Source organism: Pseudomonas sp. BC42, assembly GCF_021560055.1.
Classification (GTDB): domain Bacteria; phylum Pseudomonadota; class Gammaproteobacteria; order Pseudomonadales; family Pseudomonadaceae; genus Aquipseudomonas.
This window is the reverse complement of the sequence record NZ_CP091067.1, coordinates 6,518,970-6,545,251: the sequence shown is the minus strand read 5'-3', so window position 1 is coordinate 6,545,251 and position 26,282 is coordinate 6,518,970. Positions and strand designations below refer to the sequence as shown.

At 63.8% G+C, this 26,282-nt stretch carries 24 protein-coding genes and 1 pseudogene; 9 read left to right on the top strand and 16 right to left on the bottom strand.

Annotated elements, in window-relative coordinates; all coding sequences use genetic code 11:
• Positions 1-151 precede the first annotated feature (151 nt).
• The 6 genes from tauC to L1O02_RS29555 all read right to left on the bottom strand — a co-directional run bounded on the left by tauC (position 152) and on the right by L1O02_RS29555 (position 7,469).
• Positions 152-991: a taurine ABC transporter permease TauC gene (tauC, locus tag L1O02_RS29580; protein WP_129406249.1), complete on the bottom strand. Its 840-nt coding sequence runs from the start codon at positions 989-991 to the stop codon at positions 152-154.
• Entirely contained in the window at positions 988-1,782 is a 795-nt protein-coding gene (tauB, locus tag L1O02_RS29575) for a taurine ABC transporter ATP-binding subunit (protein WP_235759232.1), read from the bottom strand. Before tauB ends, tauC begins: the two co-directional genes overlap by 4 nt.
• 27 nt (positions 1,783-1,809) lie before the next feature.
• Positions 1,810-2,787 carry a taurine ABC transporter substrate-binding protein gene (tauA, locus tag L1O02_RS29570; RefSeq protein ID WP_060837032.1) on the bottom strand — a complete coding sequence of 326 codons (978 nt, stop codon included), beginning with the start codon at positions 2,785-2,787 and terminating at the stop codon, positions 1,810-1,812.
• A gap of 175 nt (positions 2,788-2,962) precedes the next feature.
• Entirely contained in the window at positions 2,963-4,546 is a 1,584-nt protein-coding gene (gshA, locus tag L1O02_RS29565) for a glutamate--cysteine ligase (RefSeq protein WP_060837033.1), read from the bottom strand.
• Positions 4,547-4,761: 215 nt separating this feature from the next.
• Positions 4,762-5,145 (bottom strand): PaaI family thioesterase, encoded by a 384-nt coding sequence (locus L1O02_RS29560; RefSeq protein WP_060837034.1) that lies wholly within the window; start codon positions 5,143-5,145, stop codon positions 4,762-4,764.
• Positions 5,145-7,469, bottom strand: coding sequence for a Tex family protein (locus tag L1O02_RS29555; protein WP_060837035.1), 2,325 nt, complete (start codon positions 7,467-7,469; stop codon positions 5,145-5,147). Before L1O02_RS29555 ends, L1O02_RS29560 begins: the two co-directional genes overlap by 1 nt.
• Positions 7,470-7,831: 362 nt before the next feature.
• Between L1O02_RS29555 and ompR the strand changes: the two genes are divergently transcribed.
• Positions 7,832-8,572 carry a two-component system response regulator OmpR gene (gene ompR / locus L1O02_RS29550; RefSeq protein WP_016966992.1) on the top strand — a complete coding sequence of 247 codons (741 nt, stop codon included), beginning with the start codon at positions 7,832-7,834 and terminating at the stop codon, positions 8,570-8,572.
• 105 nt (positions 8,573-8,677) lie between these two features.
• Positions 8,678-9,991: an ATP-binding protein gene (locus tag L1O02_RS29545; RefSeq protein ID WP_060837036.1), complete on the top strand. Its 1,314-nt coding sequence runs from the start codon at positions 8,678-8,680 to the stop codon at positions 9,989-9,991.
• Positions 9,992-10,120: 129 nt separating this feature from the next.
• Here L1O02_RS29545 and rimK read toward each other — a convergent pair whose 3' ends face one another.
• The 3 genes from rimK to L1O02_RS29530 form a co-directional block, all read right to left on the bottom strand.
• Positions 10,121-11,026, bottom strand: coding sequence for a 30S ribosomal protein S6--L-glutamate ligase (gene rimK, locus L1O02_RS29540; RefSeq protein ID WP_007931744.1), 906 nt, complete (start codon positions 11,024-11,026; stop codon positions 10,121-10,123).
• Complete coding sequence (locus tag L1O02_RS29535; protein ID WP_231979043.1) at positions 11,023-11,439, bottom strand: ATP-dependent zinc protease; 417 nt, start codon at positions 11,437-11,439, stop codon at positions 11,023-11,025. Before L1O02_RS29535 ends, rimK begins: the two co-directional genes overlap by 4 nt.
• 83 nt (positions 11,440-11,522) lie before the next feature.
• Entirely contained in the window at positions 11,523-12,302 is a 780-nt protein-coding gene (locus tag L1O02_RS29530) for an EAL domain-containing protein (RefSeq protein WP_235759231.1), read from the bottom strand.
• A gap of 115 nt (positions 12,303-12,417) precedes the next feature.
• Here L1O02_RS29530 and L1O02_RS29525 point away from each other — a divergent pair, with 115 nt between their 5' ends.
• Positions 12,418-12,822, top strand: coding sequence for a S4 domain-containing protein (locus tag L1O02_RS29525; protein ID WP_235759229.1), 405 nt, complete (start codon positions 12,418-12,420; stop codon positions 12,820-12,822).
• Between the two features lie 77 nt (positions 12,823-12,899).
• On the opposite strand, the gene L1O02_RS29520 is transcribed toward L1O02_RS29525, so the two are convergent.
• On the bottom strand, positions 12,900-13,712 hold the full coding sequence (locus L1O02_RS29520) for a phosphatase PAP2 family protein (protein ID WP_060837039.1): 813 nt from the start codon (positions 13,710-13,712) through the stop codon (positions 12,900-12,902).
• A gap of 99 nt (positions 13,713-13,811) precedes the next feature.
• Here L1O02_RS29520 and hslO point away from each other — a divergent pair, with 99 nt between their 5' ends.
• Positions 13,812-14,714 (top strand): Hsp33 family molecular chaperone HslO, encoded by a 903-nt coding sequence (hslO, locus tag L1O02_RS29515; RefSeq protein ID WP_060837040.1) that lies wholly within the window; start codon positions 13,812-13,814, stop codon positions 14,712-14,714.
• Positions 14,715-14,893: 179 nt separating this feature from the next.
• Entirely contained in the window at positions 14,894-16,438 is a 1,545-nt protein-coding gene (locus tag L1O02_RS29510) for a phosphoenolpyruvate carboxykinase (RefSeq protein ID WP_060837041.1), read from the top strand.
• Between the two features lie 72 nt (positions 16,439-16,510).
• On the opposite strand, the gene L1O02_RS29505 is transcribed toward L1O02_RS29510, so the two are convergent.
• The 5 genes and pseudogenes from L1O02_RS29505 to L1O02_RS29485 form a co-directional block, all read right to left on the bottom strand.
• Entirely contained in the window at positions 16,511-16,789 is a 279-nt protein-coding gene (locus tag L1O02_RS29505) for a hypothetical protein (protein WP_060837042.1), read from the bottom strand.
• A 198-nt stretch (positions 16,790-16,987) separates the two neighbouring features.
• A complete protein-coding gene (locus L1O02_RS29500) occupies positions 16,988-17,842 on the bottom strand; it encodes a DMT family transporter (RefSeq protein ID WP_235760274.1) in 855 nt (284 codons plus the stop codon).
• A 62-nt stretch (positions 17,843-17,904) separates the two neighbouring features.
• Positions 17,905-19,177, bottom strand: a pseudogene (locus L1O02_RS29495) (HipA domain-containing protein).
• Positions 19,174-19,668 (bottom strand): helix-turn-helix transcriptional regulator, encoded by a 495-nt coding sequence (locus tag L1O02_RS29490; protein WP_108545844.1) that lies wholly within the window; start codon positions 19,666-19,668, stop codon positions 19,174-19,176. Before L1O02_RS29490 ends, L1O02_RS29495 begins: the two are co-directional and overlap by 4 nt.
• Before the next feature lie 135 nt (positions 19,669-19,803).
• Positions 19,804-20,157, bottom strand: a complete 354-nt coding sequence (locus L1O02_RS29485) for a DUF1493 family protein (RefSeq protein ID WP_060837045.1) — start codon at positions 20,155-20,157, stop codon at positions 19,804-19,806.
• 232 nt (positions 20,158-20,389) lie between these two features.
• On the opposite strand from L1O02_RS29485, the gene L1O02_RS29480 reads away from it, so the two are divergent.
• From L1O02_RS29480 to L1O02_RS29465, 4 genes are all read left to right on the top strand, one after another.
• A complete protein-coding gene (locus L1O02_RS29480; protein ID WP_108545845.1) occupies positions 20,390-21,562 on the top strand; it encodes a tetratricopeptide repeat protein in 1,173 nt (390 codons plus the stop codon).
• A gap of 67 nt (positions 21,563-21,629) precedes the next feature.
• Entirely contained in the window at positions 21,630-22,760 is a 1,131-nt protein-coding gene (locus L1O02_RS29475) for a polysaccharide deacetylase family protein (RefSeq protein ID WP_060837047.1), read from the top strand.
• 175 nt (positions 22,761-22,935) lie between these two features.
• The gene (locus L1O02_RS29470) at positions 22,936-24,870 is read left to right on the top strand and encodes an ATP-dependent DNA helicase RecQ (RefSeq protein ID WP_108545846.1); all 1,935 of its coding nucleotides are present in this window, start codon (positions 22,936-22,938) and stop codon (positions 24,868-24,870) included.
• Between the two features lie 112 nt (positions 24,871-24,982).
• Positions 24,983-25,417 (top strand): thioesterase family protein, encoded by a 435-nt coding sequence (locus L1O02_RS29465; protein WP_108545847.1) that lies wholly within the window; start codon positions 24,983-24,985, stop codon positions 25,415-25,417.
• 179 nt (positions 25,418-25,596) lie between these two features.
• Here L1O02_RS29465 and L1O02_RS29460 read toward each other — a convergent pair whose 3' ends face one another.
• Positions 25,597-26,070 (bottom strand): YMGG-like glycine zipper-containing protein, encoded by a 474-nt coding sequence (locus tag L1O02_RS29460; protein ID WP_060837050.1) that lies wholly within the window; start codon positions 26,068-26,070, stop codon positions 25,597-25,599.
• Between the last annotated feature and the right edge of the window lie 212 nt (positions 26,071-26,282).

Here is a 26,282-nt window from a genome sequence, read left to right as displayed (position 1 = left end):
GAGCCTTGGCGAGGCTGCGAACGGCGGCGCAGTAGAGCAAACCCATGCAACGAGGGCTTCCTCATCGATTGCTGCGAGCGCTACGCGCTCGGTCGCAGCCTCGCCAGGGCTCGGCAGCGGCTACAGGTAAGCCGCGTGCGGGGCATGCAGGTCAGTGGGATTGGCCGTGCCAGGGCACCAGCTTGCGTTGCAGGGCGCGCAGGCCCATCTCCATGGCGAAGGCGATCAGGGCAATCACCAGTATCCCCAGCACCACCACATCAGTGACCAGGAACTGCGCGGCGGACTGCACCATGAATCCCAGGCCGCTGGTGGCGGCAATCAGCTCCGCGGCCACCAGGGTCGACCAGCCCACGCCCAGGCCGATGCGCACGCCGGTGAGGATGTCCGGCAAGGCGCTGGGCAGGATCACGTGGCGAATCAGCTGGGCCCGGGTGGCGCCCAAAGACTGTGCGGCGCGCAGCTTGGCCGGGTCGACGGTGCGCACGCCGGTGGCGGTGGCAATGGCGATCGGGGCGAAGATCGCCAGGTAAATCAGCAGCACCTTGGACAGTTCGCCAATGCCGCACCAGATGACGATCAGCGGCAGGTAGGCCAGGGGCGGAATCGGCCGGTAGAACTCGATCAACGGGTCGAGCACGCCACGGGCGATGCGGTTGGCGCCAATGGCGATGCCCACCGGAATCGCCGTCAGCACGGCACAGCCCAGGGCCAGGCCGATGCGCTCCAGGCTCGCCGCCAGGTGCTGCCAGAGGGTGGAATCCATGTAGCCGCTGGTGGCCAGCAACCAGCCTTTTTGCAGCACGGCGGCAGGCGGAGGCAGGAACAGCGGTTCGATCAGGCCGCTGGCGGTCACCGCCCACCACAGGGCCAGCAGGGTGATCAGGGTCAGCACGCTGATCCAGCGGGTGCTCAGGCTGCGGCGCACGGTGTGTGGCGCTTTCGGCTTGGCATTGCGGGTGGCGGTGGCGGGAATCTCGTAGCTGCTCATGGGCGCTCCTGCTGCTGGGTGGCGCTGCGCTGGGAGAACACCCGGGCCAGCACGTGTTCGCGGGTTTCGATGAACAACGGGTCGGACTTGATCGCCCGCGCCGATTCGCCGGCGGCGTAGCGCTGGCCGAAGTCCAGGTTCAGGCGCTCGACGATCTGTCCCGGGTTGGGCGCCAGGAGGATCAGGTCAGTAGCCAGGAATACCGCTTCCTCGATGTCGTGGGTGATCAGGAACACCGGTTTGGCGGTGCGCCGCCAGACTTGCAGCAACAGCTCCTGCATCTGTTCGCGGGTGAAGGCATCCAGGGCGCCGAAGGGTTCGTCCATCAGCAGCACGCGCGGGTCGGCAGCCAGGGCGCGGGCCAGGCCCACGCGCTGTTTCTGTCCTCCGGAAAGCTGCCAGATGCGGCGCTTGTCGAAGCCGGCCAGGTCCACCAGGGCGAGCATCTCCCGGGCCCGGGCTTCACGCGCGGCGCGGGCCACGCCGGCCAGTTCCAGGCCGAAGGCGACGTTGCCCAGCACGTCCTGCCAGGGCAGCAGGGCGTCGTCCTGGAACACCACGCCACGTTCGGCGCTGGGGCCCTTGACCGGCATGCCGTCGAGGCTGATGCGCCCGGCGCTGGGGTCGACGAAGCCGGCAATCAGGTTCAGCAGCGAGGTCTTGCCGCTGCCGGAGGGACCCAGGGCGACCAGCAGTTGCTGTGGCCCCAGGGTCAGGGAAATATCCGCCAGCACCGGTTCGGCGGCGCCGGGGTACTGTGCGCTGATGCGCTCCAGTTGTAGCAAGGCCATGACGGCTATCTCCTGTCCGGTCGCGGGTTATTCAGGGATGAACTTGGCACTGACGTAGGGGGCGTAGTCCGGCAGCACCGCTTCGACCTTGCCTTGCTCCTTGAGGAACACCGCGGTGTCGGTGATGGCCTTGGTGGTCGGGGCGCCGAGGCTGAGCACCTGGTCGGCGGCCAGTGGGTAGACGTTGCCTTGCAGCAGCAGCGGGATATCGCTGGCCTTGGCCCCGGAGAGCTTGACCAGCTTGTCGACGTTGCCCTGGTTGGCCAGCCAGGCTTGCGGATCCTTGCGGTACTGGGCGTAGGCATCCAGGGTCACCTTGGCAAAGGCCGTGACGATTTCCGGGTGCTTCTCGGCGAAATCCTTGCGCACGATCCAGGCGTCGAAGGTCGGCGCGCCGAACTTGGCCAGCTCGCCGGAGGTGATCAGCACCTTGCCGTTTTCCTTGGCCACGCCCAGGGCCGGGTCCCAGACGTAGGTGGCGTCTATATCGCCGCGCTTCCAGGCGGCGATGATCGCCGGTGGCGCGAGGTTGAGGATCTGCACTTTCGAGGGGTCGATGTTCCAGTGCTTCAGCGCTGCCAGCAGGCTGTAGTGGCCGGTGGAAACGAAGGGCACGGCGACTTTTTTACCGATCAGGTCCTGGGGGTTGGTAATCCCGGAACCGTCCCGGGCCACCAGGGCTTCGGCGGCGCCGATCTGGGTGGCGATCAGGAAGGTCTGCACCGGCACCTTGCGGGTGATGGCCGCGGTCAGGGGGCTGGAGCCCAGGTAGCCGATCTGCACGTCGCCGGAAGCGATGGCGGCGATGACGTCGGCACCGTTGTCGAATTTGCGCCAGTTGATCTTGGCCTGGGTGGCTTTTTCATAGCTGCCGTCGGCCTGGGCGACCTTGGCCGGATCGACGGTGGTCTGGTAGGCGACGGTGACGTCGGCCGCCTGGGCGAAGAAACTCGCAGCGGCCAGGGACGCGGCCGCCAGGAGGCGAAGGGGGAAGTGCAGTTTCATGGGGGGTGCTCCTCATAGGCGGCCGATGATCGGCGTGGGAGGAGACTAAATGATCTAAGAATGAAGAAATAAATAACTTATTTGCATTAGCTTATGAGGGGAATAGGCAGCGTGCTGTTCGCCGGCAAGCCGGCTCCTACGGTATGGGTGCAGGAGCCGGCTTGGCGGTGAAGCGTCAGTTGCTGATGGCCAGGATGCTGGCCTGGTAGGCGCCGACGAACACGTCGAAATCACCCACTTCGTTCTGCTCAAGCTCGGTCTGCTGCTCCAGGGATTTGCGCGCCGCGTCTTCAAAGGCGGCTTGCTCTTCCTTGCTCAGGGCCTGGCTGCGGAAGTGCTCGGCATGCGCCTGGCTCTGGCGCAGGGAGAACTGGCTGAAGCTCTCCTTGTGCTCGCTCATGGCCGCCAGCACCTGGGCCGATGGGGTCAGGGACGAGTCCTTGACCTTGGCCAGCTGGGCGTCCAGCGCCTTGCTGTGCACGTCGCTGCCGTGGCTCTGGTCGAGCAGGGCGGCCAGTGGCGCGATCTGCTCCAGGAGCTCGGCCGCCCATTCCTTCATCTCCACCGGCTGGCCCTGGCGTTGCAGTTGCAGGCCCGGACGCCGGCCTTCCTTGACCACGGCGAGGAAGTTCGAGGTGGCGTTGCCGCACTCGTTGTTCGCAAACAGCGGGCTGTCGTTGAGCGCGCAATACAGCAGGAAGGCGTCGAGGAAGCGGGCTTCCTGCAGGTCGATACCCAGGGGCAGGAAGGGGTTGATGTCCAGGCAGCGCACTTCGACGTACTGGATGCCCCGGGCCATCAGCGCCTGGATCGGTCGCTCGCCGGTGTAGGTCACGCGTTTGGGACGGATGTTGGAGTAGTACTCGTTTTCGATCTGCAGGATGTTGGTGTTCAGTTGCACCCACTCGCCATCCTTGTGGGTGCCGACGGCCACGTAAGGCGCGTAGGGCGTGGCCACGGCCTTGCGCAGGCTGTCGGTGTAGCTGTTCAGATCGTTGTAGCAGGGGGTCAGGCCGGCCTGGGCCTTGCTCTGGTAGCCCAGGTCGCTCATGCGCAGGCTGGTGGCGTAAGGCAGGTACAGGGTGTCGGCGTCCAGCTGTTCCAGCTGGTGCGAGCGGCCGCGCAGGAACCCTGCGTCCAGGGCTGGCGAGGCACCGAACAGGTACATCAGCAGCCAGCTGTAGCGGCGGAAATTGCGGATCAGCGCGATATAGGCCGAGGACTGGTAGTCACGGTCGCTGCCGACGAAGCCCTCGGCTTCCTTGAGCCGCGGCCACAGCTGTTCCGGCAGGGAAAAGTTGTAGTGGATCCCGGCAATGCACTGCATGGTCTTGCCGTAGCGCAGGGCCAGGCCCTTGCGGTACACGTACTTGAGCTGACCGATGTTGGAGGTGCCGTAGTAGGCGATCGGGATGTCTTCCTCGGCCGGCAACGGGCACGGCATCGATGGACTCCACAGGTACTCGTTGCCGAGCTTGCTGTAGGCGAAGCGATGAATCTTGTCGAGGCTGGCCAGGGTATCCGCCGGGTCCGCGAGGGCCGGGGTGATGAACTCCAGCAGCGACTCGGAGTAGTCGGTGGTGATCTGTTCGTTGGTCAGCGCGGAACCCAGTTCTTCCGGGTGCGGGGTCTGTGCCAGGCGGCCTTCGCCGGTGACACGCAGGCATTCACGTTCGATACCGTGCAGGCACTGCTCGAGCAGGGAGAGGTTAGCGCGCTCGCCGAGCAGAGCCAGGCGGCGGTTGAGAAGTTCGCTCAAGTTGGATTCCTTCACGCGTCAGTCGCCCCAATATGGGGGTGGGCAGGACGGTCTACAAGGGTGAAGTTAAAACTGGCGTTTTCGCCTGGTTTTTGAGTCAAGCCGACTCGCTTGAAAACGCCAATCCTTCATCCCTGAATCTGGCTTTAGCGCGGGCAGAAAACTCCGACGCCGCTTTCGCAGCGCCGAAATTAACCCAAATTCATGACGGGGAGCTATAGGACCGCGAAGGTGCCTTGTGCTTTTGCGACCAGTTTGTCGCCCTGGATCACATCCGCTTCCACCACCAGGGTGCGGCGGCCGGGGTGGATCACTTTGGCCCGGCACAGCACCTGGCCCTCGCTCACGGCGCGGATGTAGTTGATCTTGCACTCGATGGTGGCGCTCTGCTGGTCAAAGCCGTGGGTGCTGGAACAGGCCAGCCCCATGGCAATGTCCACCAGGCTGAAGATCGCCCCGCCGTGCAGCTTTTGCCCGCGATTGCGCAACTGCGGGGTCAGCTCCAGGGCGACGTCCGCCTCGCCGGTTTCCAGGCGTTGCAGACGGCAGCCGAGCAATTGGCTGAAGGCGCTTTCGGTCAGGCCGGCAGGGATCTGCATCAGCGCTTCTTCAACTGCTTGGCGTTGGCGAACAGCGAGGCCATGGCGTTGTTGCTCGGGGCTGCGGTCGCGGTTTCCTTGCGCGGTGCGCTGCCCTGGGACGAGCGTGGCGCCGAGCCAGGACGGGAGCCGCGAGCGCCGTCGATCTTCTCGCCCGGGGTGTCGCTCATGCGCATCGACAGGCCCACGCGTTTACGCGGGATGTCGACTTCCATGACCTTGACCTTGACCACGTCGCCGGCCTTCACCGCTTCACGCGGGTCCTTGATGAACTTCTCCGACAGCGCCGAGATGTGCACCAGGCCGTCCTGGTGCACGCCGATGTCGACGAAGGCCCCGAAGTTGGTGACGTTGGTCACCACGCCTTCGAGGATCATCCCCAGTTGCAGGTCCTTGAGGTCCTCGACGCCGTCCTGGAACTCGGCGGTCTTGAACTCCGGACGTGGGTCGCGGCCCGGCTTGTCCAGTTCCTGAAGGATGTCGGTGACGGTGGGCAGGCCGAAGGTTTCGTCGGTGAATTTCTTCGGATCCAGGCGCTTGAGGAAGCCGCTGTCGCCGATCAGCGAGCGGATGTCGCGGCCGGTGTCGGCGGCGATGCGCTGCACCAGCGGGTAGGCTTCCGGGTGCACCGCCGAGGCGTCCAGCGGGTTGTCGCCGTTCATCACGCGCAGGAAGCCGGCGGCCTGTTCGAAGGTCTTTTCACCCAGGCGCGCGACCTTTTTCAGCGCGGCGCGGGTCTTGAAGGCACCGTGTTCGTCGCGGTGGCTGACGATGTTCTGCGCCAGGGTCGCGTTGAGGCCGGAGATCCGCGCCAACAGGGCCACGGAAGCGGTGTTGACGTCGACGCCCACGGCGTTCACGCAGTCCTCGACCACCGCGTCCAGGCCACGGGCCAGTTTCAGCTGCGAGACGTCGTGCTGGTACTGGCCGACACCGATGGATTTCGGATCGATCTTCACCAGTTCTGCCAGTGGGTCCTGCAGGCGTCGGGCGATGGACACCGCGCCACGGATCGACACGTCCAGGTCCGGGAATTCCTTGGCCGCCAGCTCCGAGGCCGAGTACACCGATGCACCGGCTTCGGAAACCATGACCTTGGTCATCTTCATGGCCGGGTATTTTTTGATCAGTTCGGCGGCCAGCTTGTCGGTCTCGCGGCTGGCGGTGCCGTTGCCGATGGCGATCAGGTCCACCGAGTGCTTGGCGCACAGCGCGGCCAGGATGCCCAGGGTCTGGTCCCACTTGTTGTGGGGTACGTGGGGGTAGACCGTGGCGTGGTCCAGCAGTTTGCCGGTGGCATCCACCACCGCCACCTTGCAGCCGGTGCGCAGGCCCGGGTCCAGGCCCAGGGTGGCACGCGGGCCGGCCGGAGCGGCCAGCAGCAGGTCGTGCAGGTTGTGGGCGAAGACGTTGATCGCCTCGGTTTCCGCGTTGTCGCGCAACTCGCCCAGCAGGTCGGTTTCCAGGTGGGTGTAGAGCTTGACCTTCCAGGTCCAGCGCACCACTTCACCCAGCCATTTGTCGGCGGCACGGTTCTGGTTCTGGATGCCCACGTGCTGGCCGATCATGCCTTCGCAGGGGTGCATGGTGCCCGGCAGCTCGTCACCGACTTTCAGCGCGGAGCTGAGAATGCCTTCGTTGCGGCCGCGGAAAATCGCCAGGGCGCGGTGCGACGGCATGCTTTTCAGCGGTTCGTCATGTTCGAAGTAGTCGCGGAACTTGGCGCCTTCCTCTTCCTTGCCAGCCACCACGCGGGCGCTGAGGGTGGCTTCCTGCTTGAGGAAGTTGCGCAGCTTGTCCAGCAAACCCGCGTCTTCGGCGAAGCGCTCCATGAGGATGTACTTGGCGCCTTCCAGGGCCGCCTTGACGTCGGCCACACCCTTGTCGGCGTTGACGAAGCGCGCGGCTTCGGCTTCCGGAGTCAGGCTTGGGTCGTTGAACAGGCCGTCTGCCAGCTCGCCGAGGCCGGCTTCCAGGGCGATCTGGCCCTTGGTGCGGCGCTTCTGCTTATAAGGCAGGTACAGGTCTTCGAGGCGGGTCTTGGTGTCGGCCAGCTTGATGTCGCGAGCCAGCTCCGGGGTCAGCTTGCCCTGCTCTTCGATGCTGGCCAGGATGCTGATCCGCCGTTCGTCGAGTTCTCGCAGGTAGCGCAGGCGCTCTTCCAGATGACGCAGTTGGGTGTCATCGAGGCTGCCGGTGACCTCTTTCCGGTAACGGGCGATGAAGGGCACGGTGGAGCCTTCATCCAATAGAGCGACGGCCGCTTCGACCTGTTGTGGGCGTACGCCGAGTTCCTCGGCAATGCGGCTGTTGATGCTGTCCATAAAACCACCTGACAAATGTGTGAAAGCAGGCCCGCGGGCACGGAAGTTGAGGCCCGGCGGGTCTGGTTGAGCGGCCTGGCACGCGCCGCCACCTGGATCAAAAGGCTGGCTGTTGACCCGTGAAATCGAAAAAATACTGCCGGCCCAGGCAAATAAAAAAAACCGGCCGCAGGCGTACTGATCAGATATTGCCCAACACAAAAGGCGGCGCATTATACCCAGCGTTACGGTCTTCGGGGTGATCGCCGGCCTCAGGCCGACAGCGGGTTTGCTGGCGATAGAGGAAAAATCTGCTAACAATGCACACGGTGCGTATAACGGCAGCTACGCCATAATGCGCACCGAGATTAGAGGAGCATCCAATGAGCAGCACTGCACAAACTGCTGAAGGCGAAAAAATTCTTATTGTTGACGACGATCCGGGGCTGAGCAGCCTGCTGGAGCGTTTTTTCGTCAGCAAGGGCTACCGTGCCCGCGCGGTACCGAACACCGAGCAAATGGACCGTCTGTTGGGTCGCGAAGTGTTCAACCTGGTGGTCCTCGACCTGATGCTGCCCGGCGAAGACGGCTTGACCGCCTGCCGCCGCCTGCGCAGTGCCAACAACCAGATTCCGATCATCATGCTCACCGCCAAGGGCGATGAGCTGAGCCGCATCAAGGGCCTGGAGCTGGGCGCCGACGATTACCTGGCCAAGCCGTTCAACCCTGACGAACTGATGGCCCGGGTCAAGGCCGTGCTGCGTCGTCAGTCGGCTCCGGTGCCGGGTGCGCCGGGCAGCGAAGACGAAAGCGTGACCTTCGGTGACTACGAACTGTCCCTGGCTACCCGCGAGCTCAAGCGTGGCGATGAAGTGCACATGCTCACCACCGGTGAGTTCGCGGTACTCAAGGCCCTGGTGATGAACGCCCGCCAGCCGCTGACCCGCGACAAACTGATGAACCTGGCCCGTGGCCGCGAGTGGGATGCTCTGGAGCGTTCCATCGACGTGCAGATCTCCCGCCTGCGGCGGATGATCGAGCCCGACCCTTCCAAGCCGCGTTATATCCAGACCGTCTGGGGCGTGGGTTATGTCTTCGTGCCGGATGGCACCGCGACCAAGTGATAGGTGATTTGTAGGAGCGAACGCCCGGGCCGGTAACGACCCGGGCGTTCGCATTCCGCAACTCCGCGAGCGCGAGCCGCTCCTGCAAAGTGTGTATTGGCTGTTATGAAAACCCCGCTGTGGTTCCCCCAGAGTTTCTTCTCCCGCACCCTGTGGCTGGTGCTGATCGTGGTGCTGTTTTCCAAGGCATTGACCCTGGTTTATCTGTTGATGAACGAGGATGTGCTGGTGGACCGGCAGTACAGCCACGGTGTGGCCCTGACCCTGCGCGCCTACTGGGCCGCCGATGAGTCCAACCGCGACCAGATCGCCGAGGCCGCCGGGCTGATCAAGGTGGTGGGCAGCGGTGTGCCGGCCGGCGAGCAGCACTGGCCCTACAGCGAGATCTACCAGCGACAGATGCAGGCCGAGCTGGGCGCCGACACCGAAGTGCGCCTGCGCATGCATGCGCCGCCGGCGCTCTGGGTGCGGGCGCCGAGCCTGGGGGATGGCTGGCTCAAGGTGCCGCTGTATCCGCATCCGCTGCGGGGGCAGAAGATCTGGAGCGTGCTGGGCTGGTTCCTGGCCATCGGCCTGCTGTCCACCGCCTCGGCGTGGATCTTCGTCAGCCAGCTCAACCAACCGCTCAAGCGCCTTGTCTACGCCGCCCGGCAACTGGGCCAGGGCCGCAGCGTGCGCCTGCCGATCAGCGATACGCCGAGCGAGATGACCGAGGTGTACCGCGCCTTCAACCAGATGGCCGAGGATGTGGAGCAGGCCGGGCGTGAGCGGGAACTGATGCTGGCGGGTGTGTCCCACGACCTGCGCACGCCGCTGACCCGCTTGCGCCTGTCGCTGGAGCTGATGGGTGCGCACACCGACCTGACCGACGACATGGTGCGGGACATCGAGGACATGGACGCCATTCTCGATCAGTTCCTGGCCTTCATCCGCGATGGCCGCGACGAGTCGGTGGAAGAGGTGGACTTGAGCGATCTGGTGCGTGAAGTGGCCGCGCCCTACAACCAGAACCAGGAACGGGTGCACCTGCGCCTGGAGCCGATCCAGCCGTTCCCGCTGCGCCGGGTATCGATGAAGCGCCTGCTCAACAACCTGATTGGCAACGCCTTGAATCACGCGGGAACCGATGTCGAGGTGGCGGCCTATGTGTCCGGTGACATCAATGCACCGTATGTGGTGCTGAGCGTGATGGACCGTGGCGCAGGGATCGACCCTTCGGAGCTGGAAGCGATCTTCAACCCCTTCACCCGTGGCGACCGTGCCCGGGGCGGCAAGGGCACCGGCCTGGGCCTGGCCATCGTCAAGCGGATTGCCGCCATGCACGGCGGCAACGTTGAACTGCGCAATCGCCCCGATGGCGGCCTTGAAGCGCGAGTGCGCTTGCCGTTGGGCTTGTTGCTGCCACGCGATGCGGACTGAACACCTGTAGCCGCTGCCGTAGGCTGCGATAAGGGCCGAAGGCCCTTGCGCGGCCCACAAGCGCGACTGCTGCGCAGCCGGTCACAGCCTGCGGCAGTGGCTACAGGGACCGCCGATCGAGCGTACCCCTTAGCCCTTGCCCTTGGTCCGGGTCATGTTCGGTCCGCCATTCTTTTCGATGTGCTCGATGATGATCCCCGCCACGTTCTTGCCGGTGGTGGTCTCGATGCCTTCCAGGCCTGGTGAGGAATTGACCTCCATCACCAGCGGCCCGTGATTGGAGCGCAGGATATCCACCCCCGCTACGCTCAGGCCCATGACCTTGGCCGCCCGTAGCGCGGTCATGCGTTCTTCCGGGGTGATCTTGATCAGGCTGGCGCTGCCGCCGCGATGCAGGTTGGAGCGGAACTCACCCGGCTTGGCCTGGCGCTTCATCGCCGCGATCACCTTGTCGCCCACCACGAAGCAGCGAATGTCGGCGCCGCCAGCTTCCTTGATGTATTCCTGAACCATGATGTTCTGCTTCAGGCCCATGAAGGCCTCGATCACCGATTCCGCTGCGGTGGCGGTTTCACACAGCACCACGCCGATGCCCTGGGTGCCTTCCAGCACCTTGATCACCAGGGGCGCGCCGTTGACCATTTCGATCAGGTCGGGAATGTCGTCCGGCGAATGGGCAAAACCGGTCACTGGCAGGCCGATGCCACGCCGCGACAGCAGTTGCAGCGAACGCAACTTGTCCCGGGAGCGGGCGATGGCCACCGATTCGTTGAGGGGGAATACCCCCATCATCTCGAACTGGCGCAGCACCGCGCAGCCATAGAAGGTCACCGAGGCACCGATCCGCGGGATCACCGCATCGAAGCCTTCCAGGGGCTTGCCGCGGTAATGGATCTGCGGTTTGTGACTGGCGATGTTCATGTAGGCGCGCAGGGTATCGACCACTACCATTTCATGGCCACGCTCGGTGCCGGCCTCGACCAGGCGACGAGTGGAATACAGACGCGGGTTACGCGACAGCACAGCGATCTTCATGCAACACCTGTGGCAGAGGTAGTGGATACCGGGAACACCGGTTTGTCTTGTACGTATTTGAGGCCCGGATTGACCACCAGTTGGCCGTCGATCAGGGCCTTGGAGCCCAGCAGCAGGCGATAGCGCATGGCCTTGCGGCAGGCGAGGGTGAATTCCACCCGCCACACGCGATCGCCCAGGGCCAGGGTGGTGCTGATCACATAGCGCACCTGAGCCTGGCCGTTGGAACTCTTGATGGTCTTCATCGCCACCAGTGGCGCTTCGCACCGTCGGTGACGCAATTGCACCACGCTGCCCAGATGGGCATTGAAACGCACCCACTGTTCACCGTCGCGCTCGAAGGGCTCGATCTCGGTGGCATGCAGGCTGGAGGTACTGGCGCCGGTGTCGATCTTGGCGCGCAGGCCGGCCACTCCCAGATCAGGAAGCGCCACCCACTCGCGCAGACCGACAACGGTCAAATGGTCAAAAGTCTTCAAATAGGGGAAATCCGCAATTAGCTTTTCCAGGCCGCGGCCGAAACCTCGGCCAGGGCTTTGAATGCAGGTTTGGCGAACCAGTAACCCTGCATCAGGTAAATTCCACAGTCGCTGAGAAAGTCTCGTTCACCAGCGCTTTCAATGCCTTCGGCAATGACTGTAACCCCCAACTCCGCACAGATTGTGACAATCCCACGGACGATCGCCTGGCGTACGCGATCCTGGTCGACATCGCGAATCAGCGCCATGTCGAGCTTGATCAGGTCGGGTTGGAAATTCGCCAGCAAGTTCAGCCCCGAGTATCCCGCGCCGAAGTCATCGATGGCGGTCTTGAAGCCGAATTCGCGGTATTCACGCAGAATATGGGTCAAATGGCGACTGTTATCTACGTGCTGGCTTTCCAGGGTTTCGAAAATCAGCCGGTCCAGGGGAAAGTGCTGGGCGCGGGCGGCTTCCAGGGTGCTGCGAATGCACAGTTCCGGGCGGTACACGGCGTTGGGCATGAAGTTGATCGACAGGTGGCTTTGCATCCCCAGCTGTGCGGCCGTGGTGATGGCCAGGGTCCGGCAGCGTTGGTCGAAGCGATAGCGGTTGCTGTCGTTGATCTGCTCCAGCACGGTGTGGGCGCCTTCGCCATTGACCCCGCGTACCAGGGCCTCATGAGCAAAGATCGAGCGGTCGCGCAGATCGACTATGGGTTGATAGGCGAAGGAAAAATCGAAGCCTAGCGGCTGGCTTTGCTGACAGCCTTCGCAGCGGTTGCCCGGCGAGGTCAGGGATGTGGGGAAATCAGTCACGGTGACTCCTCGCGTATCAGGGCGCAACCTGGGTTATTTTAGGTGAGCGGCAGGGTATATGAGAGCCCGTTTGCAGGCTCTACCGTTGCGACATTTTTCAGCAAGAGGAATTCCAGTGGCGCACAAGCAGGAAGAAGAGGACAAGGTTCGTCTGGATAAATGGCTGTGGGCGGCGCGCTTCTACAAGACCCGTGCCCTGGCCAAGGCGGCCATCGAAAGCGGCAAGGTGCATCACCGTGGCGAGCGCTGCAAACCGGGCAAGGAGCCGCGGGTAGGTGATGAATACCAGATTCGCGCCGGCTTCGACGAGCGCACCGTGGTGGTCCAGGCCCTTTCCATCGTTCGCCGGGGGGCGCTCGAAGCGCAGACGCTCTACACGGAAACCGAAGCCAGCATCGCCAAACGCGAAACCGCTGCGGCCCAGCGCAAGGCTGGCGCCCTGGGCGTCAGTACCGATGGCAAACCGAGCAAGAAACAGCGCCGCGATCTATTCAAATTCCACGGCAGCAGCCACGAATGAAAGCCTAGGAGCCGGCTTGCCGGCGAATGGGCCCTTGAGGACGCCTTCGCCGGCAAGCCGGCTCCTACGAGGTTTGATCAGCGCAGCAGGCTGCTGGCGCGGACCACGTTCATGCGCGACAGCAGCGGCATCCGGCTCATCAGCTTGAACAGCGGGTGCGTCAGGCGCAGCAGGAAGTTCGACATCCGCGCCGCATACGGCGTGTAGTAACCCCAGCCCAGGGCCAGCAGCGCCAGCAGCACGCCGCCGATGTAGTCGTCCTGGCCCCAATGCGCGCCGGCCACCAGGCGCGGCATCATGAACAGCAGGGTCAGGCACCAGACGATCAGGAACTGGCCGACGCTGCGGCTGAAGATCCCCATGAACAGCCCCCAGATCAGCAGCACCGAAGCGTGGTCGCCGGGGAAGCTCTGGCTGGAGCGGTCCTTGAGTTCCCAGGTCTTCTCCCAGCCGGGGAAGTAGTCGCTCATGTGCACGGCCCCTTCGAGCACCATGGACGGGCTGTTGTGTTGCCAATTCATCAGCGCCACCAACTTGGAAAACAGCGCGCGAATCACCACCATAAGAATCAGGATCGACAGGAAGCCGAAAAACGCCCGGCGCACGTCCACCGCCTTGAACACCCAATCACCGCGAATCAGCAGGCCAAGCATGATCAGCCCCACCACGATATCGAAGGGGCGCAGGCTGGCCACCGCCCAGATATGCAGCCAGGTGGGGTTGGTTGCCAGGGGGGTGTTGAGGTGACGGAACAGCCACTCGTCGAACATCAGGCAGTACATCTGCCCGGTTGGCCACAACCAGAATCCCAGCAGGGCCAAAGGGAGTAAATTGCACAGAACCAGCTTGCCGAGGTTCCACCTTGCTTGGAACAAACCCGGATTGTTCATAAAATATCTCCAATCACCGCAAAAACTGCACCCTTATGGTGCAAAACCGCAATTTTCGGTGCTTGTAACCTTTTTGTCATCATTCAGATACCCAGACCTATGACTGATTTGCCGGATACCGACTTCACTCAACGCTTCATCTTTGATGAGAGCGACGCCCGCGGCGAGCTGGTGGCGCTGGAGCGCAGTTACGCTGAAGTCCTCGCCAAACACGCCTATCCCGAGCCGGTGGCACAGCTGCTCGGTGAGCTGATGGCGGCGGCGTCGTTGCTGGTTGGCACCTTGAAGTTCGATGGCTTGCTGATTCTCCAGGCCCGCTCCGAAGGCCCGGTGCCGTTGCTGATGATCGAGTGCTCCAGCAACCGCGAGATCCGCGGCCTGGCCCGCTACGACGCGTCGCAGATCGCCCCTGACGCGACCCTCGCCGACATGATGCCCAACGGCGTCCTGGCCCTGACCGTGGACCCGACCCAGGGCCAGCGTTACCAGGGCATCGTCGACCTGGACGGCGCCACCCTGGCCGAATGCTTCACCAACTACTTCGTCATGTCGCAGCAGACCGGCACCCGTTTCTGGCTCTACGCCGACGGCCGCAATGCCCGCGGCCTGCTCCTGCAACAACTGCCTGCCGATCGCCTGCGCGATCCGGAAGAGCGCGAAGCCAACTGGCAGCACCTCACCGCCCTGGCCAGCACCCTGACCGCCGATGAACTGCTGAGCCTGGACAACGAAACCGTGCTTCACCGCCTGTACCACGAAGAGGCCGTGCGCCTGTTCGACGTGCAACCGCTGCGCTTCCGCTGCAGCTGCTCCCGCGAGCGCTCGGGCAATGCGCTGGTCAGCCTGGGGCTGGAAGATGCGCAGAAACTGGTGGTGGAACACGGCGGCAGCATCGAGATCGATTGCCAGTTCTGCAACGAACGCTACCTGTTCGATGCCGCCGATATCACCCAATTGTTTGCCGGTGCGGGCGTCGACACGCCGTCAGATACTCGTCACTAAAACGGTTCAGCGCAGGTAAATCACCTGGCAAACGCCGGAATTACGCCGTACTGACGGGAGGACCCTACTATTTTTGGGCTTTTCTGGCATAATCCGGCGCACTTTTTTCGCGGTAGTAGTGCGCGAGTTTCTACTACAAAACGTTTGGAGCACTCGGCCAATGGCCGACGGGGAACCTCATGACGCAAGCCAATAACGCCGTGTACACCGATCTGAGTGTGGATGATCTGGTCAAAGAAGCCCTGAACCGCGGTGAGGGCGAACTGGCCGATACCGGCGCTCTGGTGGTTCGCACCGGTCATCGTACCGGCCGTTCGCCAGTGGACCGTTTCATCGTTGAAGAGCCCACCACCCAGGACGCTATCGCCTGGGGCCCGATCAACCGCAAGTTCCCGGCGGCCAAGTTCGACGCCCTGTGGGACCGCGTCGAAGCCTACCTGGGCGAGCGCGAGCGTTTTGTTTCCCACGTGCATGTAGGTTCCGATCCGGCGCACTACCTGCCAGTGAAAATGACCACCGAGACTGCCTGGCACAACCTGTTCGGCCGTTGCCTGTTCATCAACCCCGAGCAGTACAACGCCGGTGGCAAAGATGAGTGGCAGATCCTCAACGCCCCGAACTTCGTTTGCGAGCCTGAGCGCGACGGCACCAACTCCGACGGCACCGTGATCCTCAACTTCGCGGCCAAGAAAGTGCTGATCGCCGGCATGCGCTACGCCGGTGAGATGAAGAAAGCCCTGTTCTCCGTGCAGAACTTCCTGCTGCCAGCTGCCGACGTGCTGCCAATGCACTGCGCCGCCAACATGGGCGAAGACGGCGACGTGACCCTGTTCTTCGGTCTGTCGGGCACCGGCAAGACCACCCTGTCGGCCGACGAAAGCCGTTACCTGATCGGTGACGACGAACACGGCTGGGGCGTGGGCGTGGTGTTCAACATCGAAGGCGGTTGCTATGCCAAGTGCATCGACCTGTCGGAAAAGAACGAGCCGGTGATCTGGAAAGCCATCCAGCACGGCGCCGTACTGGAAAACGTGGTGATCGACCCGGTCACCAAGAAAGCCGACTACGCCGACGACAGCCTGACCCAGAACAGCCGCGCCGCCTACCCGCGCGAGCTGATCGAAAAACGCGCACCGAAGAACCTCGGTGGCGAGCCTAACGCGGTGATCTTCCTGACTTGCGACCTGACCGGCGTACTGCCACCGGTGTCGATCCTCAGCGAAGAACAAGCCGCCTACCACTTCCTGTCCGGCTACACCGCGCTGGTGGGCTCGACTGAAATGGGTTCGGGCTCGGGCATCAAGTCGACCTTCTCCACCTGCTTCGGCGCCCCGTTCTTCCCGCGTCCGGCCGGCGAATACGCCGAGCTGCTGATCAAGCGCATCCGCGGCTTCGGCTCCAAGGTCTACCTGGTCAACACCGGCTGGACCGGCGGTGGCTACGGCGTGGGCAAACGCTTCAACATCCCCACCACCCGTGGCGTGATTGCAGCGATCCAGAGCGGCGCGCTGATCGGTGCCGAGACCGAGCACCTGGACATCGTCAACCTGGACGTGCCGAAAGCCGTACCGGGCGTTGAAACCGGCCTGCTCAACCCACGCAACACCTGGGCTGACAAAGCCGCCTACGACGAAGCCGCCAAGGCCCTGGCCGGCCTGTTCATCGAGAACTTCAAGAAGTTCGACGTGAGCGACGCGATCAAGGCTGCAGGTCCAAAGCTGTAAGCTTCGGCCTGTCATGAAAAAGCCGCCCTTCGGGGCGGCTTTTTTGTACCTGCTATTTGAGATCGGAGTGGCTCAGGGCATGCGCAGGTGGGCGTGCTCCAGCAGATCACAGCCGTCCTGCACCAACAGATAAAGCGCGTTGACGACGTGGGTGGTGTCTTTGCTGTCCGCCTGATCAAAGCTCAGGCAGGTGAGGGTTTCCAGTAAGTCGGAGGCCGCCCGTAGGCGTTGTCTTGCGCAGCTATACAGGTCCAGGGCATCGGCCTGGGTATCGATTACCAGGGCCGGAGTGTCGGTGAAGTTGCTCTTGAGCGGTTGATAGCGGGTTCGATCAAGGTTCATTGCGTTCATGGGATGGGTCACTTCAGGTCGTAAACAGATGCACCCGCGAGGTGTGGTGCGTTTTGCTGTTCTCGGGTGACCAAACCCGCTCGCTGTATCTTTCAGCGATGTCCGAACTATAGGTTCGATCGCTCAGTGCTCTCCATCAGCAGAATTCGATGCTTTCTGTAGGGCGTGTCTTTTATGGGCTGCGAATAGCCGTTCGCTTCACGTCTTCAAGTGCAACACCAACGCCCCCAACAACACCAGCACCACTCCCGTCACCTGTACCGCCGTCAGCCGCTCCTTGAAGAACACATAGCCCAGCACCGCGGCGATGCCGCCGGACAGGGTGCTGATCACCGTCACCACCGACACCGAGCCGCTCATGGCGCCCCAGGAAAAGGCGAAGAACGCGCCCAGGTTCATCAGGCTGGTGGAGGCCAGCAGGCCGCAGTTTTTCAGCGGCGGGATCTTCAGCCCGTCCACGACTTTGAGCACCATCAGCAGCATCACGCCGCTGCCCACCGCGTAACCCAGCCAGAGCATGCTGATCGGCCCCAGTTGCGGCAGGGTGTAGCGGCCCTGCAGCCAGAAGCTGGTGCCATACAGAATGGCCGAGAGCAGGGCGAAGAAGATCGAGCGGCCGGCGGCGGTGCTGTGGGGCAGTTTACTGTCCGAGTGCAGGCTGGAGAGGATGACGCCGATCACGCACACGAGGATGCACAGCAGTTGCAGCAGGCTGATCTGTTCGCCGCTGGCCCAGGACAGCAGGGTGGTGACCACGCCGTAGGAGGTCACCAATGGGGCGACGATGGAGGCTTTGCCCAGGGCGAAGGCCTTGCCCAGGGCCAGGGCGCCGGAGACGGTAAAGGCCGCGGCGAGCACGCCCATCAGCCAGACTTGCGCGGGCGCGGCCATGGCCTTGTAGAGGATGGCGGGAAAGATCACCAGCAGCAGGCTCATCAGGGTGAAACCCAGGCTCTGGCTGAAGAACACTGCCCGTTTCACGCCCACGGCGCGGACGTTGAGCCCCACGAGAAAATCGGTGCCGCCCCAGAGCAGGGCGGCGAGCAAGCCCATCAATACGTCCACTGACTGTCCTTGTCGATTGACGGGTTGGAGGAGTCCAACGGCCGCGCTGTTTACTGCTGTGCGAGTCGAAACGCCGGCGCCATGCGTTCTTGTTCACGCCGGGACAGCCCCAGGGCCCGGGCCAGGGTGGGCCATTGGCGAACCACGCTCTGGCAGTGTTCGATGATGCCTTCTGCCTCTGCACGACCGAGGCGGAAATATGCCGCTACTTCCCGTGCCAGTTCAAGGTCCAGCGCATTGTCGGCTTCGCTGATGTTGAGTTTCAGCCCGTTGGCGTGGGCGCAGGGGTTCATGTCGTAGGCCGGGGACAGGCGCCAGCCGCGTCCGGGTTCGAGCATGAAGCCATGGTTGCGCAGGTGGTCGTCGCTGTTGGACACCAGCAGGTTGAAGACCATGCGCGACCACAGCTCACGCAGGTCGGCACGGGGCTGCGCGCCGTGGGCGATCAGCACTTCGGCCAGTTCCAGGTAGCTGGCGCCGGTGGAGGCGTCGTCGCCGTCGCTGCGATCGGTGAGGGTCATGGCCGAGGCAAAGTGCAGCCGGCCGCCCGTTTCGGTGCGGTCGAAGCGCTTGATCATGAAACAGTGCTGGTCGCTGGCGAAGCGTTGCGCCATGGCCTCGGGAACCCGCAAGCCAGCAATGGCTGGCCAGGGCGTTGACCAGCATCTCCCAGGCGCCGACGTCATGCTCGTCGCGGACGCTGGGAAACTTGGCGATCCACAGGTGGCCCTTGTCGTCGGCGACGCTGGCCTTGGGGCGGGCGCCACCCAGCGATCCACCCGGGGCGATCAGCATGCGCAACCATCGGCCGCCGTCGGCGGCGCTGTTGTGCGGATCGTTTTCCAGGGCGCGGCTGGCCTGTTCCAGGGCCCGCAGCTCGACGAAGGGTGGCGCTGCGAGGCCGTCGCGGTCATCCAGGAACGGGCCTTGGTCATCGAGGCGATAGCGCAGGGCGCCGACGCGATACAGATCGTGCACCCCCAGCAGCAGGTCGGCGTCCTGCAGGCGGGTGCCGGCGGGCGCCAGGCCGTCGCGGATGTCCCGTTCCAGCCGGCGTTGCATCAGCAGATGGCCCCAGAGATCGGGGCTGGAGTCGGCAAACACGCCAAAGCGGTTTTGCTGCTGGCCGCTGAACTGCCGGCCGGCGAATCGCCCGATGCGCGGGTCCAGGGCAATGCTGGTCAGCTCAGGATCGAGCAGCGCGGCGGGGTCATATTCGAACTCGAAGACGCTGACAGCGCGGACGGTCCCGACATGCAGCCAGCCCAGGCGCCTTGGCCCGCCCAAGGACTCCCAATCGGCGTAGACGGCGATCAGGGTCATGGCTCATCGATCCTGGGCGTGGGCTTTTTCGCGGGCTGCAGCAGGCTGCTCAGCGATTGGGTATTGATCGGAAAGTCAGCCATGGGCGGGGCGGAGGGGATCGGCTCGGCCGCGGTTTCATGCAGCGTCAGGCCGGCAGCAGGCGCCTTGGCCGAACGCAGGCTGGGGGCCCGGCGCGCTTTGCCTGGCGCGTTGCTGTCTCCCGGCAAGAGCCGGGCATCCTGCAACTGGCGGCCCAGTTCATCGCGGGCCGCCAGTTGCTCCAGGTCCCTTTCCAGCCCCAGCACCTGCATCACCGACAGGTAGGCACCCATGGTCACGCCGGACCCGCCAGACTCCAGGGAGCGCAAGGTGGTCAGTGACATGCCTGCCCGTTCGGCCACTTGCTTGGCGGTCAGCTTGCGCCGCAGGCGAGCCAGTTTCAGGCGTTCGCCAAAGGCATCCAGCAGCTTGCCTGTGGCGGGCAGCAGTGGGGCGGTTTTCTTAGCCATGTGCCATTATTCCTGGGTTTTTTTACTGAAACTGCCAGAATATTAGCACTTGATTGCGGATGCGCCAGTTCGCTCCAGAGCTGGGCAGGCCACTGCCGGGGATGTTCTTCGCGGGGCGATTTGCCCCTGCCGGGGTCAGAGCGCTTCCAGCACCTGGGTGTCCCAGTGCTGTTGCCGGATCGCCTGGTACAGCATGCCGATGGTCAGCGGCACCTTGTCGCCCCGGCCCTTGGCCCGGCGTTTCTGGAACGGGTCGAAGCCTTCGGGCTGGAAGTAGCGGTAGCTGTCGAAGTCGACAAAATCGATGCCGAACTGCTCTTCCAGGGCCAGCAGCAAATGCCGGGCATCGGCGCCGTCGCAGCCCAGGTCGAGGTTGATGGCGGTGCTCAGGCGCAGGGTCTTGCGCTCGGGCAGGCCGATTTCCTCATGCAGCAGCTGCAGCAGTTGGCGCATGGCGAGGTCGTCGGGAAAGCCGGGGGCCAGTTGCATGATCGGGTTCACTTGCGGTGTTTGAGAAGGGGCAGTGTACGGCGATTCTCCGGCAGCGTTGCAAGTCGGCGGGCGGCTGCGCAAGCCGCTCGCCCCGAGACGACGTGCGGGCCTTTTTACCCGCGATTTCCCGGGTGGGACCGAGCATTGCCGGGCAAAACTGTGTATGGTTCGCCGCTGGCTGGTGGGCCGGGATAGAGGCCCGGTCATCCTTATCTACAGGGATTTTGTTATGGCTTTTTTTCGCCTCGCGGCGCTGTTGTGGCTAGGGATGCTGGCAGGTTCGGTACAGGCTCAGGCCCTGTCGATTCAGGTGCTGGACGCGGTGGCCAAGGGCGCGCCACTGGCCGATGTCCAGGTGCAGCTGCAACAGGGCGCGACTCAGGTAGCAGGTAGCACCGATGCCCAGGGCCGGGTCACCCTGGCGGCCCAGGTGGCCGATTCGCCGGCCAGTGAGCTGCTGATCCGTAAGGCCGGTTACGCCGACCTGCGGGTCAAGTGTCCTTGCCAGGGACTCAACTACGCCCTGAGCCCGGTGCTGGACAACCCGGAAAGCCTGCGGATAGTGCTGAGCTGGAGCGCGCCGGGGGAGGACCTCGATGCCCACCTGAGTTATCCCCACAAGCTGTTGTACTTCGCCACCGGCAAGGGACCCGGAGCTCGCCTGGAATCGGACAGCAGCGACAGCAGCCGGCCGGAGACCATCACCATCGACCAGCGTGTGCCGGGCGACGCCTACGTTTTTGCCGTGCACGACTTCACCAACAGCACCACCTACGAAGCGTTGCGCCTGGGCCGCAGTCAGGCGCGGGTCTTTGTCTATAAAGGCGCTGCGCTGATCCGCAGCTACCGCGTGCCGCAGAACCGCAAGGGCAATCTGTGGGTGGTATTTCGCCTGACCGCCGATGGCCGCCTGCAGGATATCGATCGGCTGATGCTAGGCAGCGAGGAGCCGGAATCGGTCATGAGCGTTCTTGACCCGCTGCTGGAAAATGCCAAGTCCATCGATGAAGTGGTGGGTGCGGACTTCGGGCCGGTGGATGCCAAGAGCCTCAACCTCAAGGGCGAGGAGTCTTACCGCAAGGGCGATTTCGGCGGGGCGCGGATCTTCTACAGCGAAGCCATCGAGCTGGAGCCGGGCTTTGCCCAGGCCTACAGCAACCTGGCCCTGGCCAATCGCAAGAACAGCCGCCCCGACGAGGCCATTGCCGCGGACCGCAAGGCCATCGCCCTGGCCAGTGGCCCGGCCGCATCGACCATTCGCGCCAGTGCCTACTACGACATGGCGCGCATCTACGAGGACGCCGGGCAGTTGGACACGGCGCTTGAACACTACCAAAAGGCCCGGGAGCAGAAGGCCAACCCGGTGTACGACAAGGCCATAGAGCGGCTGCAAAACCGCTGATCACACAGGCAGAAGTTATCTCCACAACGCGCCGGCAGTGGCGCGTTGTGCATTTATGGAGGTTGATATGCGATTTCGTGTTTTCCCCTGGTTGCTGGCGCTGTGCCTGTCCGGCGGTGTGGCACAGGCGGCCGGGCCGCAGATGTTCGCCACCATCGACCGCAGTGGCTGGCCCAATTCCCTGACCCGGCCAGAGGATTTTGACAGCGCTTCACGGGGCGAGATCCTGATGTTCGGCAAGGCGTTGCTGGACAGTGAAGCCTTGGACGAGCCGGCCTTGAAGCAGCGCCTGGGCGTCAGGCAACTGGACCTGAAGTCGGTGAATCAGGTGCGCCAGCGCTTCTGGGAACTGTTGCTGAACAACTATCGCCTGGCCAGCCAGGACTGCGAGGGCATGCCGTTCTGCCTGCCGGTGCGCAACCTGGGGGAGCTGCGGCAGTTGGTGGCCAGCCTCACCGCTGGCAGCAAGGCCAGCTATGAGCACTGGGCCGAGGCCAGCGCAGTGTTTCACCAGCAGTACCTGAACGAGCAGTTGCGTCTGGCGGCGCTGTTTCCCACCGTCAGCAGCGAAATCCGGCGGATGGACCCTGCGGAGCAACTGGGGGATGAGCTGGCGGACCGGCAGTTCCTGCTGACGTTCGATGACGGCCCGACTGCGCGCGATGGACGTACCGACCCGTTGATCGATGTGTTGCGTGCCCAGGATCTGCACAGCCTGTTCTTTGTGCTGGGGGACTCGTTCCAGGCACGCCTGAGCCAGTCCTCGGCCTTGCAGATGCGCGAGCTGTATGACGGCCAGTGCGTGGGCATACATGGCTGGGAGCACAAATCCCACGCCTCATGGCGCGAGTGGCAGAACTCGGTGATCCACAGCGCCAACCTGGCCAATCGCACTCTGGCGGACCAGTACCTGCCCTTGTTTCGCCCGCCCTACGGCCAGCGTCGCAGCGACAGTGCCGGGTTCTTCAAGGCTCAGGGGCTGCAGCTGATGCTGTGGAACATCGACTCCCAGGACTGGAGCAAGAAGGTCAGTGCCACGGCCGCCGCCCAACGGGTGCAGACCCTGATGCTGCTCTGGCGCCGCGGCATCATTCTGTTTCATGACACCCACGCCAAGGCCGCCCGGGCGGTGCCGGCACTGCTTGAGGCCAATCGGCACAATGGCGTGCAATGGCTGGACTGTCGGAACCTGCGTTAGGGTTGGCCACTTGCTTCGCCCCTGGGCGCCGGCCAGCCGGCGCAGGGGCGGGGCTGTGAGGCAAAGCGCTATCGCCCGGTAGCATCCGGTATCCGTTTTTGCGCGACCTTTTCTCGACCCGCCGACCTGTGCCGCTAGTCTTCAACACAGGTCAGCGGTCAAAGGAGTGACCCTTATGCACAGCACCCTCGAACAGGTCTTCGGTTATCCACAGTTTCGTCCGGGCCAGGAGGCCGCGGTCAGCGCGGTACTGGCCGGACGCTCGGCGGCGGCGATCTTCCCCACCGGCTCCGGCAAGTCCCTGTGCTACCAATTGCCGGCCCTGCTGCTGCCGCACCTGACCCTGGTGGTCTCGCCGCTGCTGGCGCTGATGCAGGACCAGTTGGCCTTTCTCCAGCGTCACGGCATTGCCGCCGCCAGCATCGACTCGGCCCAGGGCCGCGATGAAGCCAATGACGTCATGGCCCGGGCCCGCTCCGGTGAGCTGAAGATCCTGATGATCTCGGTGGAGCGCCTGAAGAACGAGCGCTTCCGCAACTTTCTGCAGCAGGTGCCCATCTCCCTGCTGGTGGTGGATGAGGCTCACTGCATCTCCGAGTGGGGCCACAACTTCCGTCCCGACTACCTGAAGCTGCCGGATTACCAGCGCCAGTTCAGGATTCCCCAGGCCCTGTTGCTCACGGCCACCGCGACGCCCAAGGTGATCGCCGACATGCAGGCCAAGTTCGCCATTGATGCCGCTGACGTGGTGACCACCGGCTTCTACCGGCCCAATCTCAACCTGTTGGTGGAGCCGGTGCGCGGTGCGGACAAGCGCCGGCGCCTGGTGCAGTGGATGGGCGAGCGGGCCGGGCAGCCCAGCATTGTCTACGTGACCCTGCAAAAGACCGCCGAGCAGATCGCCGAGCACTTGAGCCGCCAGGGCATCGCCGCCGAGGCCTACCACGCCGGGCTGCCCCACGAGCAGCGCGAGTCGATCCAGCGGCGGTTCATGGAAGGGCGCAGCCACTGCATCGTTGCCACCATCGCCTTCGGCATGGGCATCGACAAGAGCGACATCCGTAACGTGGTGCACTTCGACCTGCCCAAGTCCATCGAAAACTACAGCCAGGAAATCGGCCGCGCCGGGCGCGACGGCCAGCCTTCGGACTGCCTGGTGCTGGCCAACCGCGACAGCCTCAACGTGCTGGAGAATTTCGTCTACGGCGATACCCCGGAACTGAGCGGCATCCGCTGCGTGCTGGATGAGTTGCAGGCGTCGGCGCCCGAAGGTCAGTGGGAGTTCCTGCTCGGGCCCCTGGCGGATCAGAGCAACATTCGCCAGTTGCCGCTCAAGACCCTGCTGGTGCAACTGGAACTGCGCGGCCTGATCGCTCCGCGCTACGCCTATTTCGCCGAATACCGTTTCAAGCTTCTTGAGGAGCCCCAGGCCCTGCTGGCGCGTTTCGAAGGCGAGCGCCGGGACTTTGTCGAAGCCATCATCAACACCTCGAGCCGGGCCCGGACTTGGGCCACGGTGAATTTCGACGCGCTCTACGAGCAGTACCAGGCACCGCGCACCCGGGTGGTCAAGGCCCTGGATTACTTCCAGGAAAAGGGTTGGGTGGAGCTGGAAAGCAAGCAGATGACCGAGGTCTACAGCCTGCTGCAAACCGACTTCGACGCCGGGGCCTTGAGCACGGACTTGCACGCTTATTTCACCCGGCATGAGGGCGGCGAGATTGCGCGGATTCACGCCATGCTCGACCTGTTCGCCACCGAGCAGTGCCTGGGGCACCGCCTGGCGCAGTATTTTGGTGACGATCAGGCGTCCCAGCGTTGTGGGCATTGTTCGGTCTGTCACGGCCAGGTGGCGCGACTGCCGGAGCCACCCGCACTGCCGGCGCTTGTGGATAAAAACTTCGACGGGCTGTGCGGCGATTTTATCCACAGGCATCAGCAGCACACCGGCGATGTACCCGGAGCCGAGCGGCTGACGCGCTTTCTCTGCGGCATCAGCGTGCCGCTGTTCACCAAGCTCAAGGCCCGTAGCATTCCCGGTTTCGCGGCATTGGAGGATTACCCTTACGCCGCGGTGCGTGAGTGGTGCGAAGCTCATCTGGCGGCGTGACTGGCCCTCGGGGCGATCGCTGCAAAAGGGTTTGCCCAGGCTTGGCCGTCTGCGGTGAAATGCCCGGCGATCAGCCGATCGTCCGGTCTGCAATCCAAGGGAGAGAGCCCCGATGTCCGAGCCTATGCCGCAACGCGGCGACTATCGCCATTTCCAGCCAATCATCACCCGCTGGCACGACAACGACGTCTACGGCCATGTGAACAACGTCACCTACTACAGCTTCTTCGACACGGCGGTGAATACCTACCTGATCGAACAGGGCGGCCTGGATATTCATGGGGGCGAGGTGGTGGGATTCGTGGTCAGCTCGGCCTGCGACTACTTTGCGTCCGTCGCTTTCCCCGAGCGAATCGAGATCGGCCTGCGGGTCGGTAAACTGGGCAACAGTTCGGTGCAGTACGAACTGGCGGTGTTCAAGGCGGGAGAGGCGGATGCCTGTGCGGCGGGGCGTTTCGTCCATGTGTTCGTGGATCGGGAGTCAAACCAGCCGTTGCCGATTCCGCCCGCATTGCGAGCGGCTCTGGAGCGTCTGCTGCTGGCGTGAACTTCGACACTCGATCTCAACCCCGGCACTGGCATTTGTAGCCGCTGCCGAAGGCTGCGATCGGCTCCGCAGGAGACGCCAAACCTCAATCCACGGGGCAACTGACCCACCGCGGCGCCTGGCTTGGCGAGGCCTGCGGCCTCGTGCGCAGCCTGCGGCAGCGGCTACAGGGCGCTGGGTCAGTCGCGATAGTGATGGTGTTTGCGATGCCCGTAGGCGTGGCCACGGCCACGGTGGCCGTCGCGGTAGTAGCGGCGGTCGTCGCGGCCACGGTAGTCGCGATCTTCCCGGGCGCTTTCGTTGCCCATGTAGTTGCCCAGTGCACCGCCGGCGCCACCGCCTGCCGCGGCACCGATCAGGCTGCCGGAGTTGCCGCCCATGCTGCGGCCCACCACGTTGCCGCCGGCTGCGCCCAGGGCGCCGCCAATGGCCGCCTGGCCACGGCTGCGTTTGTCCGCACCCACTGCGCTGCCGCCGGCGCCGCCCAGGGCCGCACCAATGGCCGAACCGGTGTTGCCGCCGATCTGCTGACCGACCACCGAGCCTAGAACCCCGCCCAATGCGCCGCCCACACCGGCTTCAACGGTGCCACCGGCAGAGGCGACGCCGCTGACCAGGCCAAGGGACAACAAGAGAATCGAGGAGAACTTCATACAGGAGCCTCAAAGGGATGACGGCGCGATCCTGAGGCTGTACCGCGATGCTTACAAACGAAATCCGACGAATAGCACGAGTTGTACACAATCTCGTAACTTACTGTTTTTATTACGGAACTTAAGTGAATTTCGCAGGTCTTTAACTACTTCGCAATGGCCGCTTTGTTAGCAAAGCGGCCTTTTTTGTGCCTGCGGTTCAGGCGCGTGGA

What these genes read in the sequence shown, in the direction of transcription:
- tauC (WP_129406249.1), bottom strand. Translation starts at nt 991, where the DNA reads ATGAGCAGCTACGAGATTCCCGCCACCGCCACCCGCAATGCCAAGCCG.
- tauB (WP_235759232.1), bottom strand. Translation starts at nt 1,782, where the DNA reads ATGGCCTTGCTACAACTGGAGCGCATCAGCGCACAGTACCCCGGCGCC.
- tauA (WP_060837032.1), bottom strand. Translation starts at nt 2,787, where the DNA reads ATGAAACTGCACTTCCCCCTTCGCCTCCTGGCGGCCGCGTCCCTGGCC.
- L1O02_RS29560 (WP_060837034.1), bottom strand. Translation starts at nt 5,145, where the DNA reads ATGCAGATCCCTGCCGGCCTGACCGAAAGCGCCTTCAGCCAATTGCTC.
- L1O02_RS29555 (WP_060837035.1), bottom strand. Translation starts at nt 7,469, where the DNA reads ATGGACAGCATCAACAGCCGCATTGCCGAGGAACTCGGCGTACGCCCA.
- ompR (WP_016966992.1), top strand. Translation starts at nt 7,832, where the DNA reads ATGAGCAGCACTGCACAAACTGCTGAAGGCGAAAAAATTCTTATTGTT.
- L1O02_RS29545 (WP_060837036.1), top strand. Translation starts at nt 8,678, where the DNA reads ATGAAAACCCCGCTGTGGTTCCCCCAGAGTTTCTTCTCCCGCACCCTG.
- rimK (WP_007931744.1), bottom strand. Translation starts at nt 11,026, where the DNA reads ATGAAGATCGCTGTGCTGTCGCGTAACCCGCGTCTGTATTCCACTCGT.
- L1O02_RS29520 (WP_060837039.1), bottom strand. Translation starts at nt 13,712, where the DNA reads ATGAACAATCCGGGTTTGTTCCAAGCAAGGTGGAACCTCGGCAAGCTG.
- hslO (WP_060837040.1), top strand. Translation starts at nt 13,812, where the DNA reads ATGACTGATTTGCCGGATACCGACTTCACTCAACGCTTCATCTTTGAT.
- L1O02_RS29510 (WP_060837041.1), top strand. Translation starts at nt 14,894, where the DNA reads ATGACGCAAGCCAATAACGCCGTGTACACCGATCTGAGTGTGGATGAT.
- L1O02_RS29505 (WP_060837042.1), bottom strand. Translation starts at nt 16,789, where the DNA reads ATGAACGCAATGAACCTTGATCGAACCCGCTATCAACCGCTCAAGAGC.
- L1O02_RS29500 (WP_235760274.1), bottom strand. Translation starts at nt 17,842, where the DNA reads ATGGGCTTGCTCGCCGCCCTGCTCTGGGGCGGCACCGATTTTCTCGTG.
- L1O02_RS29490 (WP_108545844.1), bottom strand. Translation starts at nt 19,668, where the DNA reads ATGGCTAAGAAAACCGCCCCACTGCTGCCCGCCACAGGCAAGCTGCTG.
- L1O02_RS29485 (WP_060837045.1), bottom strand. Translation starts at nt 20,157, where the DNA reads ATGCAACTGGCCCCCGGCTTTCCCGACGACCTCGCCATGCGCCAACTG.
- L1O02_RS29480 (WP_108545845.1), top strand. Translation starts at nt 20,390, where the DNA reads ATGGCTTTTTTTCGCCTCGCGGCGCTGTTGTGGCTAGGGATGCTGGCA.
- L1O02_RS29475 (WP_060837047.1), top strand. Translation starts at nt 21,630, where the DNA reads ATGCGATTTCGTGTTTTCCCCTGGTTGCTGGCGCTGTGCCTGTCCGGC.
- L1O02_RS29470 (WP_108545846.1), top strand. Translation starts at nt 22,936, where the DNA reads ATGCACAGCACCCTCGAACAGGTCTTCGGTTATCCACAGTTTCGTCCG.
- L1O02_RS29465 (WP_108545847.1), top strand. Translation starts at nt 24,983, where the DNA reads ATGTCCGAGCCTATGCCGCAACGCGGCGACTATCGCCATTTCCAGCCA.
- L1O02_RS29460 (WP_060837050.1), bottom strand. Translation starts at nt 26,070, where the DNA reads ATGAAGTTCTCCTCGATTCTCTTGTTGTCCCTTGGCCTGGTCAGCGGC.